Source organism: Pseudomonas sp. TMW 2.1634 (assembly GCF_001703595.1).
Classification (GTDB): domain Bacteria; phylum Pseudomonadota; class Gammaproteobacteria; order Pseudomonadales; family Pseudomonadaceae; genus Aquipseudomonas; species Aquipseudomonas fragi.
Map to the genome: position 1 here is coordinate 4,429,109 of NZ_CP016849.1, position 10,892 is coordinate 4,440,000.

Sequence of the window (10,892 nt, forward strand, 5' to 3'; positions counted from 1 at the left end):
CGGCTACCGTGTGGTAGCCGCCTTTTTTTTGCTTCGCAGCCCCCCTGTGGGAGCGGGCTGTGCTGTCAGATCCGGTAGGTGCTTTTGGTCATGACCTTGGCCATCAGGCTCATGCCGAACTTCACCGGGGCAGGGAAGCGAAAGCCCCCGGCATTGAGCGCAGACTCGGCGTGCTGTTCTTCATCGATGCGCATTTGCTCAAGGATCGCCCGGGACTTTTCGTCCTCCGGCGGCAGTTGCTCAAGATGCTCGTTCAGATGCTTGCACACCTGGTCTTCAGTCGCAGCAACGAAGCCCAGGCTCACCTTGTCACTAATCAGCCCGGCGGCGGCACCGATCCCGAAAGACATGCCGTAAAACAGCGGGTTCAGCACGCTGGGATGGCTGCCCAGCTGGCGGATGCGCTGTTCGCACCAGGCCAGGTGGTCGATTTCTTCTTCAGCCGCATGCTCCATTGCTTCACGCACATGGGGCAGCTTGGCTGTCAGCGCCTGGCCTTGGTACAAGGCCTGGGCACACACTTCGCCGGTATGGTTGATGCGCATCAGGCCGGCAACATGACGCTTGGCCTGTGGGGCCAGCGGGTTTTCAGGCTTGACGATGGCCGGTGACGGCCGATGCGGCTGGCCGCTGAAGGGCAGCAACGTGCGCAAGGCGGTATCGGCTTGTAACAGAAGACGGTCAATCGGCGAGTAGTGACGTTGGGTAGTCATGCTTACCTCCGGAAAAAATCACGGCGGTCAGTTTACCCCAATCGGGCGACCGGGGTTTGCGTTGGATCAGGGGGTAACGCGAGAGCCGCGGGGCTCGCGCGTCGGGATCCGCGGTCAATCAGCCCGGCGGCCAGTTCATCTGGCGTTGACCCAGCACATGCATATGAATGTGGTAGACGGTTTGGCCGCCCTTTTCATTGCAGTTCATTACCACGCGGAAACCGTCTTCGCAGCCCAGCTCCTTGGCCAGGCGCTGTGCCGTGAACAAAATATGGCCTGCCAGCGGCTTGTCTTCTTCGGTCAGGTCGTTAAGCGTGCGGATCGGCTTTTTCGGGATAACCAGAAAGTGGATCGGTGCTTGCGGGGCAATGTCGTGAAAAGCCAGCACTTGATCGTCTTCATAGATGATCTTGGCGGGTATTTCACGGTTGATGATCTTGGTGAACAGAGTATCCAAAGCTGTGTCTCCGTGAGTGAAGTCCGGTCTGAGTGTACTCAGGGCAGCCAGTTACGCCCAGCCTCGTTAACGAGGGCAGTAGGATTTGTTAACGGAGGCGGCTATTTTTCGCGTCATCCAGCGTGAGAGCAAGCGCGGCAAGCGCGTAATCCAGCGGTTGCGCCGCCCGGGAATAATGATCGCCTTGTTCTTGTCGAGTGCTCGCACCGTGTAGAGCGCCACTTCTTCAGGGGTCATGGCGCTGGTGCTTTGCTTGATGGCATCGGTATTCATTTTGGCCGCATCAAAAAAACGCGTGCGGGTGATGCCGGGGCAAAGTACTGACACCTTGATGCCGGTTTTTTTCACTTCTTCGCGCAAGCCTTCGGAAAAGTGCAGCACATAGGCCTTGCTGGCAAAGTAGGTGCTCAGCCAAGGCCCGGGCTGGAAGGCGGCGATCGAGGACACATTGAGAATCTGCCCGCCGCCCTGAACGGCCATCATGTTGCCGATGGCGTGGCACAAGCGGGTGAGTGCCAGTACGTTGAGTTCGATCAGGTCCTGCTCCGCGCTCCAGTCATGGGCCAGGAACGGGCCGCAAGTGCCGATGCCGGCACAATTGACCAGCAGGTCGATTTGGCGGTCGCCTTCTTCGAGTTCCAGTAAAAAGCCGGACAGGCGCAGGGGCTCGCCAAGGTCACAGGCACGGAACAACACTTCGACACCGAAACGCTGGGTCAGCTCAAGGGCAATGGTTTCCAGCGCATCCCGTTGGCGGGCCACCAAAATCAGGCTGCGCCCACGCCGGGCCAGGGCCTCGGCCAAGGCCAGGCCAATGCCGCTGGTGGCGCCAGTGATTAAAGCGTAACGGGTCATGCTGTTCTCCATTGCAACGGTACAGTCCGGTGACAATGATGTCCCTGGCGTTAACTCGTTCATTAAGGCTGGCAGTCTACAGGCTGTTGCCGTTGACTGCGTTGATCACTGCAGTCATCAGGCCCAAAGCAAGGAGCGCGGCCATTGCGCAAATGCCCAATCCAATCAAGAAGATGGTGATCGCGGCCAGTACGTTGACCGCCCGGCTGTTGGGCGGTGGCGGCGGGCCGTACTTGTTGGGGCCGGGCGTGCCGGGCATCAACAGCATCAAGAGGGTCAGCACCAGGTTGGCCACCGGTACCAGATGCAACAACAGCATCCAGGCGGACCAGTTGAGGTCATGCAAGCGCTGGGCGCCGATTCTCAGGCTGATAATGAAGTAGGCCAGTGTGAGGGTTGCACCGCAGGTCATGCCAAGCGTGGGGGAGACCTTGATCGCGAGCAGCACCAGAAGTGATGTCACCGCGGCGATGATACTGATGACCATGCTCCAGGCCAGCAGCCGCAAACGCCCGATCCGGCCACTGAAGCCCACAGGGTCCAGTGGTGCGTACTGCTCTTGAGGTGTCTTGTCCAGGCTCAGCTCGGGCATGGTGGCTTCCTTGTCCGGATGTGTTCAACAAAAGCCCGCCGGGATTGGCGGGCTGGTTACTGTCAGTGATGGGGCCACTGTTGGCCCAGCCTCGACGTGAGGTTGAGCGCTTTGCGGTATTCCTCATCAAGGCGTGCGATCAATTGATCGGTGGTTGGCAGGTCGTGAATTTCTCCTACGCCTTGCCCCGCAGACCAGACGGTTTTCCATGCTTTGGCTTCGTCGGTCAGCGGTTTGAGCTTGGTCTCGCTTTTGCCCTGCAGCGCCGCGAGGTCGAAACCTGCGTTTTCCAGGCTTTGGCGCATAAAGCTGGCGGGCACCCCTGACACGGCGGGGGTGTGGATAATATCCGCCGCGCGTGAAGCCAGCAGCATCTCTTTGTAGGCGTCAGGCGCATGGCTCTCTTGGGTCGCAATAAAGCGCGTGCCGAGGTAGGCAAGGTCGGCGCCGATCACCTGTGCGGCCAGGATTTCGTGGCCGTGGTTCAGGCAACCGGAGAGCAGTACGGTTTTGTCGAAGAACTGGCGGATTTCGGCCACCAGTGCAAACGGGCTCCAGGTGCCGGCATGACCACCCGCACCGGCGGCAACGGCAATCAGCCCGTCGACCCCGGCTTCTGCAGCTTTTTCGGCATGCCGGCGGGTGGTGACATCGTGGAACACCAGGCCGCCGTAACTGTGGACGGCATCCACCACCTCTTTGACGGCGCCCAGGCTGGTGATGACGATGGGCACCTTGTGCTCGATGCAGATCGCCAGGTCCGCCTGCAGCCGAGGGTTGCTGTTGTGCACAATCAGGTTCACGGCGTAGGGCGCAGGGTTATCCAATGTGGCGAGGCCCGCTTCGATTTCTTCCAGCCAGGCCTTGAACCCGCTGCTCTCGCGCTGGTTGAGTGCCGGAAAACTGCCCACCACGCCGTTGCGACAGCAGGCCAGCACCAGTTGCGGGTTGGAAATCAGGAACATGGGTGCGGCAACTACCGGCAGGCGCAAGCGTTGTTCAAGCAGGGCGGGCAGCGACATTGGATAACCTCGGATCGTCAGGACGTGAGTTTAAAACGGTTTGACCACCACCAGAATTACGATAGCGAGCAAGAACACCACCGGCACTTCGTTGAACCAGCGATAGAACACATGAGTGCGCTTGTTTTCGCCGCGGGCAAAGCGCTTGACCTGCGCGCCGCACATATGGTGATAGCCGATCAGCAGAAACACCAGTGTCAGCTTGGCGTGCATCCAGCCCTGGCTGAGAAAGCCGGGGCTGAGCCATAACAGCCAGCCGCCGAAAATCAGGGTCGCAATCATTGCCGGGCCCATGATGCCGCGATACAGCTTGCGTTCCATGATGCTGAATCGCTCTTTGCTGACAGAATCTTCGCTTTGTGCGTGGTAAACAAACAGGCGTGGTAGGTAAAACAAGCCAGCAAACCAACAGACGATGCTGATGATGTGGAAGGCTTTGAGCCATAGATAAAGCATTTTTAGTTATTCCCAGGTTCACGGTAGATCAAATAGTAGTAGTAGAGCGCCTGTGAGTCACCTTGGCGGTTGTCGCAGGGGCGCGCTGACCCTATTATCGAAGGCTTTCCAGTGGTTTCGTTGAGGGCAGGTTATGGTCAAGGTCGGTATTGTCGGCGGCACGGGTTACACCGGGGTCGAATTGCTGCGTTTGCTGGCACAGCATCCGCAGGCTGAAGTGGTTGTCATCACTTCTCGATCCGAGGCTGGCCTGCCAGTTGCCGACATGTATCCCAACCTGCGCGGCCACTACGACGGCCTCGCCTTCAGCGTGCCGGACACGCAAACCCTGGGTGCGTGCGATGTGGTGTTCTTTGCCACTCCCCACGGCGTAGCCCATGCCCTGGCTGGCGAACTGCTGGCTGCAGGCACCAAGGTCATCGACCTCTCGGCCGACTTCCGTCTGCAGGACGCCGAGGAGTGGGCCAAGTGGTACGGCCAGCCGCACGGCGCACCAGAACTGCTGGATGAGGCTGTCTACGGACTGCCGGAAGTGAACCGCGAGCAAATCAAAAAGGCCCGTTTGATCGCCGTACCAGGCTGCTACCCCACTTCAGCCCAGCTGGGCTTCTTGCCTTTGCTGGAAGCCGGTCTGGCCGAGACTTCGCAGTTGATCGCTGACTGCAAGTCGGGTGTGAGCGGTGCTGGCCGGGGTGCCAGTGTCGGTGCCTTGTATGCTGAAACGTCAGAAAGCATGAAGGCGTACGCTGTTAAAGGTCATCGTCATCTCCCGGAAATTCGTCAGGGTCTGCGTCGTGCAGCGGGCAAGGATGTGGGGCTGACCTTTGTTCCGCATTTGACCCCGATGATCCGTGGTATCCACTCCACGCTGTATGCCACCGTGACCGATCGCTCGGTTGATCTGCAGGCCTTGTACGAGAAGCGCTACGCCAACGAGCCTTTCGTCGATGTGATGCCGGCCGGCAGCCACCCGGAAACCCGTAGCGTACGCGGCGCCAACGTGTGCCGGATTGCGGTGCATCGTCCACAGGACGGCGATCTGGTCGTGGTGTTGTCGGTCATCGACAACCTGGTCAAGGGCGCGTCTGGCCAGGCCGTGCAGAACATGAACATCATGTTCGGTCTGGATGAGCGTCTGGGCTTGTCCCATGCCGGGATGCTGCCTTAACGGCGCCGGGGTTTCACCCTTCAAGCGGCAAGTGGGCAGAGGCTCACTTGCCGTTGCTACTTATGAATAGTTGACCGCTTTTCTAGGAGAAGCGGATAATGCGGGTCATCACGCATTATGGCGGCATAACGCCGGGAGATAGTCAGCATGAGCGTCGAATCCTTCACCCCCATGGCTTTGCAATTCACCGAAGGTGCTGCGCACAAGGTGAAGAGCCTGGTCGATGAAGAGGGTAATGATCGTTTGAAGTTGCGCGTATTCGTTACGGGCGGCGGTTGTTCCGGTTTTCAATATGGCTTCACCTTCGATGAAGAAGTGGCCGATGACGACACCCTGGTTGAGCGCGAAGGCGTAAGCCTGGTGGTCGATCCAATGAGCTTCCAGTACCTGGCGGGTGCCGAGGTGGATTACCAGGAAGGTCTGGAAGGCTCGCGCTTCGTGATCAAGAACCCGAATGCCACCACCACCTGTGGTTGCGGCTCGTCGTTCTCGATCTGATCCCATCGAACAGGCTTCAAGCAAAACGCCGCGTAACTACGCGGCGTTTTGCTGTCTGGGGTTTGGTGGGGAGCGTCAGGCGGGATAGATGGCGCCCAGCACGCGAAGGCCGCGTGCGCCGGTAACGCTGGGGCGGTTGGTAGGGATGCCTTGCAGGCAACAGTGAGCAAGCCAGGCAAAGGCCATTGCTTCAACCCAGTCAGGGTCCACGCCTTTGGCCTGGGTGCTGCTTACTCGAGCGGGTGCCAATAATTCGCCAAGGCGGGCCATCAAGGCCGCATTATGGGCGCCGCCACCGCATACCAGCAGTTCGTCCGTGTGGGCCTGGGCAGTGCGCAGCGATTGCACGATGGTCTGTGCGGTAAGTTCCAGCAGGGTTGCCTGAACGTCTTCGGCAGGGAAGGTGGGCAGGTTGAACAAATGCTGTTTCAACCATGCGAGGTTGAACACCTCACGACCCGTGCTTTTGGGGCCCTTGGTCTGGAAGAACGGGTCGCTGAGCAGGGCGTTGAGCAACAGTGGCTCAACCTTGCCGCTGGCAGCCCAGTCACCATTGCGGTCATAAAGCTCGCCGCGTTTTTCCTGTATCCAGGCATCCAGCAGGACATTGCCCGGGCCGCAGTCGAAGCCGGCAACGGGAGCAGTAGCTGTTATCAGGCTTAAGTTGCTGAAGCCGCCTACGTTGAGTACTGCTCTGTTGCCACTCTCATCGGTAAACAAGGCTTCATGGAAGGCTGGAACCAGAGGCGCGCCCTGGCCGCCGGCAGCCACATCGCGACGTCGAAAGTCACCGACGACGCAGATGTTGGTCAATTCGGCCAGCAGCGCCGGATTACCGATCTGCACGGTAAAGCCCCGGGCGGGCTCATGGCGAATGGTTTGGCCATGGCTGCCTATTGCGCGTATATCTGCCGGGGACAGATGCTGTTGTGCCAGGAGCGTGTTGACGCCCTGCGCGGCCAGTTCGACCCAGTGGTTTTCCGCGATTGCACAGCGAGCCACTTCATCCTGGCCGCTGGCGCACAAGCCAAGCAGCTCGCTACGCAGAGCTTGCGGCATGGGGATGTAATGGGTAGCGCGTAGTTCGATGCTATGGCCCAGTTCGATAAGGGCGATGTCCATACCGTCCAGGCTGGTTCCGGACATCACACCTATATAGAGGGCCATGGCTTAGCGCTTGCTCGAGGCCAGAAGGGTGGCCTTTTCCTGGTTCATGCGCGCCATCAATGGCTGGCTCTGCTGCAGGAAGCGGGTGCGCTCTGCTTTGGCGATAGGGTCGGCCATCGGCAGCTTCTGGCCCAGCGGGTCAACGTGTACGCCGTTAACCTGGAACTCGTAGTGCAAGTGCGGGCCAGTCGAAAGGCCGGTGGTACCGATATAGCCGATTACCTGGCCCTGCTTGACCGAACCGCCGGTTTTCACGCCCTTGGCAAAGCCTTGCATGTGCCCGTAAAGCGTACGGTAAGTGTTGCCGTGCTGAATGATGATGGTGTTGCCGTAACCGCCGCGACGGCCGGCCAAAAGCACTTTGCCATCTCCGGTCGCCTTGATCGGGGTACCGCGCGGTGCTGCGTAATCCACACCTTTGTGGGCGCGGATCTTGTTCAGGATCGGGTGCTTGCGGCCCGAGGAGAAGCGCGAGCTGATGCGGGCAAAGTCTACGGGGGTGCGGATAAATGCCTTGCGCATGCTGTTGCCATCAGCGGTGTAGTAATTGCTGATTCCCTGCTTGTTGGTGTAACGCACGGCAGTGAAGGTTTTGCCGCGGTTGGTGAAGCGTGCAGAGAGGATATTGCCGGTGCCAACGGTTTTGCCGTTGATCACTTTCTGCTCATAGATCACTTCAAACTGGTCGCCTGGGCGAATGTCCTGAGCAAAGTCGATGTCGTAGCCGAACACCTTGGCCATATCCATCGTGGTGCTGTGCGGCAAGCCCGCGCGCTGGCCCGAAACAGACAGGGAGCTGCTGATCACGCCGTGCGCATATGCCGAGCGCATGGTTGGCTGGGCCGTTACGCGGCGAAAGGTATAGCCTTTGGCGGTTTTGTTGAGGGTGATGGTCTCAAGGTCGCTGACCTGGCTGTGCAGCTTGTTCAACTGCTGGCCGTCGGGGCTCATTTCAAATTCGAGTTTCTGGCCGTGCTTGAGCTGGCTGAACTGCTTGGCTTGTTTGTCGCTTGCCAGTACTTCGTGGACGGAGGTCGCGGGCAGGCCGACCTTCTGGAACAGGGTTGAGAGCGTATCACCCTTGCTGACAATCACTTCACGGTGGCTGGGGGCGGGCGCCGCTTCAGGCTCGACCGTGGCGGTCGCTACCGGTGCGCTGTCCTGCTGTTCGATCTGGGCAAATGGCGATGGATTCGCTTCATTTGTGGCTTGAACGAGTTCGGAAGCGTCTTGTTCTTGTGTCAGTTGTTCTGCTGGGGTTTCCAGCTCCAGATTCAGGGTCGTTCTTTTGGCTTCTACTTCGCTGGAGGGAAATACCAGCAAGGCCAGGCTTAAGAGGGCGGCGATACCACTTGCGGCAAGCAGGTGGGTCTTCGGATAAAGCGGTGGCGCTTTAGGCGGTTGACTGGTCATAGATGATTTTGACTTTGAGATAAGGATGAATTGGAAAAGATGACTGACACATTGAATATGAAATAACTGTATAAAATATAACCAAATCGCCCTTGAAGCAAGTCTGCGAGCTATTCGCGCGCGGATAGTCAGCCGTATGCCCGCCGGAACTTGTAATTAGTCCCTGATCTTGTATCGTTGGTTCCCTTTGAATTTGAGCCTTACGGGTCTGATATGAAGTCGGTTGAAGAGCAGCTAGCGCTAATAAAGCGGGGTGCCGAAGAGGTACTGGTCGAGTCTGAATTGGTCGAGAAACTCAAGCGCGGCCAGCCGTTGCGTATCAAGGCCGGATTCGACCCTACGGCGCCCGATCTGCACTTGGGTCATACCGTACTTATCAACAAGCTGCGCCAGTTTCAGGAACTGGGCCATCAGGTGATCTTCCTGATTGGTGATTTCACCGGAATGATCGGTGATCCGAGTGGTAAAAGTGCAACGCGTCCACCGCTGACGCGTGAGCAGGTGCTCGAGAATGCCGAGACTTACAAGACACAGGTGTTCAAGATTCTTGATCCGGCAAAAACCGAGGTGGCATTCAACTCCACCTGGATGGATCAGATGGGGCCTGCCGACTTCATTCGCCTGACTTCCCAATACACAGTTGCCCGCATGCTTGAGCGCGACGACTTCGACAAGCGCTATACCACCAATCAGCCTATCGCCATTCACGAGTTCCTATATCCGCTGGTACAGGGCTATGACTCGGTTGCGCTCAAGGCGGACGTCGAGTTGGGCGGTACTGACCAGAAGTTCAACTTGCTGATGGGGCGCGAGTTGCAGCGCGGTTACGGTCAGGAAGCGCAGTGCATTGTGACCATGCCTTTGCTTGAAGGCCTGGATGGCGTCAAGAAGATGTCCAAGTCCCTGGGCAACTATGTCGGGATCCAGGAAGCACCAGGCGTGATGTACAGCAAGCTGGTTTCCATTCCTGATGCCTTGATGTGGCGCTACTTTGAATTGTTGAGCTTCCGTTCCATTGATGAGATCAACGAATTCAAGGCGCAAGTCGAGGCCGGTGCCAACCCTCGCGATATCAAGATCAAGCTGGCCGAAGAGATTGTCGCCCGTTTCCACGGTGAAGAGGCTGCTGCCAATGCCCACCGTGGTGCCGGTAACCGCATGAAGGATGGCGAGCTGCCTGATGATCTGCCGGAGATCGAGCTGACGGCTACTGAAGATATGCCGATTGCAGCTGTCCTTAATAAGGCAGGCCTGGTGAAGAACTCGGCAGTGGCCCGCGACCTGCTGGGTTCGGGTGGTGTGCGTATCGATGGCGAAGTGGTTGATCGCACCTATATATATGCACTGGGTTCGACCCATGTGTGTCAGGCCGGCAAGAAGGCTTTCGCACGAATCACGCTGAAAGCCGAGTAAGGTCGGGGTTTGGGGGTTAATTGATAGGCTTGCTCAATTAACCCTTGACTCGCATTTGTAACTGTCTATAATTCGCCCCACTTCCGGCGCAGTCGAAACGGAAAACTCCTTGAGTTTCAATGAGTTGGATGAGTTTTCGGCGGTACCAGCTTCAAGTCACCGAAGCAGGAAATGAGGTGTTGACAGCAGCGTGTAACGCTGTAGAATTCGCCTCCCGCTAACGAGAGATCGAAAGCGCAAGTGGTTGATGTTACAGAGGAAACTTTGAAAACATCTTAAAATAACCGCTTGACAGCAACAGAGGCTGCTGTAGAATGCGCGCCTCGGTTCAGCGAAAGCTAAACCAACCGCTCTTTAACAATTGAATCAAGCAATTCGTGTGGGTGCTTGTGGAGTCAGACTGATAGTCAACAAGATTATCAGCATCACAAGTTACTCCGCGAGAAATCAAAGATGTAAACAACGATTGCTGAGCCAAGTTTAGGGTTTCTTAAAAACCCAAAGATGTTTGAACTGAAGAGTTTGATCATGGCTCAGATTGAACGCTGGCGGCAGGCCTAACACATGCAAGTCGAGCGGTAGAGAGAAGCTTGCTTCTCTTGAGAGCGGCGGACGGGTGAGTAATACCTAGGAATCTGCCTGATAGTGGGGGATAACGTTCGGAAACGGACGCTAATACCGCATACGTCCTACGGGAGAAAGCAGGGGACCTTCGGGCCTTGCGCTATCAGATGAGCCTAGGTCGGATTAGCTAGTTGGTGAGGTAATGGCTCACCAAGGCTACGATCCGTAACTGGTCTGAGAGGATGATCAGTCACACTGGAACTGAGACACGGTCCAGACTCCTACGGGAGGCAGCAGTGGGGAATATTGGACAATGGGCGAAAGCCTGATCCAGCCATGCCGCGTGTGTGAAGAAGGTCTTCGGATTGTAAAGCACTTTAAGTTGGGAGGAAGGGCATTAACCTAATACGTTAGTGTCTTGACGTTACCGACAGAATAAGCACCGGCTAACTCTGTGCCAGCAGCCGCGGTAATACAGAGGGTGCAAGCGTTAATCGGAATTACTGGGCGTAAAGCGCGCGTAGGTGGTTTGTTAAGTTGAATGTGAAATCCCCGGGCTCAACCTGGGAACTGC

11 protein-coding genes and 1 rRNA gene (1 of these 12 cut by a window edge) are annotated in these 10,892 nt (G+C 57.5%); 4 read left to right on the top strand and 8 right to left on the bottom strand.

Annotated elements, in window-relative coordinates; genetic code table 11:
- Window positions 1-65 precede the first annotated feature (65 nt).
- From coq7 to hemJ, 6 genes are all read right to left on the bottom strand, one after another.
- Window positions 66-713: a 2-polyprenyl-3-methyl-6-methoxy-1,4-benzoquinone monooxygenase gene (coq7, locus tag BFC21_RS20960; protein WP_016782403.1), complete on the bottom strand. Its 648-nt coding sequence runs from the start codon at window positions 711-713 to the stop codon at window positions 66-68.
- A 118-nt stretch (window positions 714-831) separates the two neighbouring features.
- Entirely contained in the window at window positions 832-1,170 is a 339-nt protein-coding gene (locus BFC21_RS20965; protein ID WP_083369746.1) for a histidine triad nucleotide-binding protein, read from the bottom strand.
- Window positions 1,171-1,236: 66 nt separating this feature from the next.
- Window positions 1,237-2,025: an SDR family oxidoreductase gene (locus tag BFC21_RS20970; protein WP_016782401.1), complete on the bottom strand. Its 789-nt coding sequence runs from the start codon at window positions 2,023-2,025 to the stop codon at window positions 1,237-1,239.
- Window positions 2,026-2,101: 76 nt separating this feature from the next.
- Window positions 2,102-2,617, bottom strand: a complete 516-nt coding sequence (locus BFC21_RS20975; RefSeq protein WP_088378832.1) for a DUF805 domain-containing protein — start codon at window positions 2,615-2,617, stop codon at window positions 2,102-2,104.
- 62 nt (window positions 2,618-2,679) lie between these two features.
- A complete protein-coding gene (locus BFC21_RS20980) occupies window positions 2,680-3,639 on the bottom strand; it encodes a nitronate monooxygenase family protein (protein ID WP_088378833.1) in 960 nt (319 codons plus the stop codon).
- Window positions 3,640-3,669: 30 nt separating this feature from the next.
- Entirely contained in the window at window positions 3,670-4,095 is a 426-nt protein-coding gene (gene hemJ / locus BFC21_RS20985) for a protoporphyrinogen oxidase HemJ (protein WP_088378834.1), read from the bottom strand.
- Between the two features lie 133 nt (window positions 4,096-4,228).
- Between hemJ and argC the strand changes: the two genes are divergently transcribed.
- Together argC and erpA are read left to right on the top strand one after the other, a co-directional pair.
- Window positions 4,229-5,263 carry an N-acetyl-gamma-glutamyl-phosphate reductase gene (gene argC / locus BFC21_RS20990; protein ID WP_016782397.1) on the top strand — a complete coding sequence of 345 codons (1,035 nt, stop codon included), beginning with the start codon at window positions 4,229-4,231 and terminating at the stop codon, window positions 5,261-5,263.
- A 147-nt stretch (window positions 5,264-5,410) separates the two neighbouring features.
- Window positions 5,411-5,761, top strand: a complete 351-nt coding sequence (erpA, locus tag BFC21_RS20995) for an iron-sulfur cluster insertion protein ErpA (protein WP_016782396.1) — start codon at window positions 5,411-5,413, stop codon at window positions 5,759-5,761.
- A gap of 75 nt (window positions 5,762-5,836) precedes the next feature.
- On the opposite strand, the gene BFC21_RS21000 is transcribed toward erpA, so the two are convergent.
- On the bottom strand, window positions 5,837-6,928 hold the full coding sequence (locus BFC21_RS21000; RefSeq protein WP_088378835.1) for an anhydro-N-acetylmuramic acid kinase: 1,092 nt from the start codon (window positions 6,926-6,928) through the stop codon (window positions 5,837-5,839).
- A gap of 3 nt (window positions 6,929-6,931) precedes the next feature.
- The gene (locus BFC21_RS21005; RefSeq protein ID WP_016782394.1) at window positions 6,932-8,341 is read right to left on the bottom strand and encodes a peptidoglycan DD-metalloendopeptidase family protein; all 1,410 of its coding nucleotides are present in this window, start codon (window positions 8,339-8,341) and stop codon (window positions 6,932-6,934) included.
- Window positions 8,342-8,554: 213 nt separating this feature from the next.
- On the opposite strand from BFC21_RS21005, the gene tyrS reads away from it, so the two are divergent.
- Entirely contained in the window at window positions 8,555-9,754 is a 1,200-nt protein-coding gene (tyrS, locus tag BFC21_RS21010) for a tyrosine--tRNA ligase (protein WP_088378836.1), read from the top strand.
- 510 nt (window positions 9,755-10,264) lie between these two features.
- Window positions 10,265-10,892: ribosomal RNA gene (locus BFC21_RS21020) — 16S ribosomal RNA — on the top strand; it runs 909 nt beyond the window's last position.

Bases quoted from the DNA above. Each gene is read 5' to 3' on its own strand.
- coq7 (WP_016782403.1), bottom strand. From the start codon at position 713: ATGACTACCCAACGTCACTACTCGCCGATTGACCGTCTTCTGTTACAA.
- BFC21_RS20970 (WP_016782401.1), bottom strand. From the start codon at position 2,025: ATGACCCGTTACGCTTTAATCACTGGCGCCACCAGCGGCATTGGCCTG.
- BFC21_RS20975 (WP_088378832.1), bottom strand. From the start codon at position 2,617: ATGCCCGAGCTGAGCCTGGACAAGACACCTCAAGAGCAGTACGCACCA.
- BFC21_RS20980 (WP_088378833.1), bottom strand. From the start codon at position 3,639: ATGTCGCTGCCCGCCCTGCTTGAACAACGCTTGCGCCTGCCGGTAGTT.
- hemJ (WP_088378834.1), bottom strand. From the start codon at position 4,095: ATGCTTTATCTATGGCTCAAAGCCTTCCACATCATCAGCATCGTCTGT.
- argC (WP_016782397.1), top strand. From the start codon at position 4,229: ATGGTCAAGGTCGGTATTGTCGGCGGCACGGGTTACACCGGGGTCGAA.
- erpA (WP_016782396.1), top strand. From the start codon at position 5,411: ATGAGCGTCGAATCCTTCACCCCCATGGCTTTGCAATTCACCGAAGGT.
- BFC21_RS21000 (WP_088378835.1), bottom strand. From the start codon at position 6,928: ATGGCCCTCTATATAGGTGTGATGTCCGGAACCAGCCTGGACGGTATG.
- BFC21_RS21005 (WP_016782394.1), bottom strand. From the start codon at position 8,341: ATGACCAGTCAACCGCCTAAAGCGCCACCGCTTTATCCGAAGACCCAC.
- tyrS (WP_088378836.1), top strand. From the start codon at position 8,555: ATGAAGTCGGTTGAAGAGCAGCTAGCGCTAATAAAGCGGGGTGCCGAA.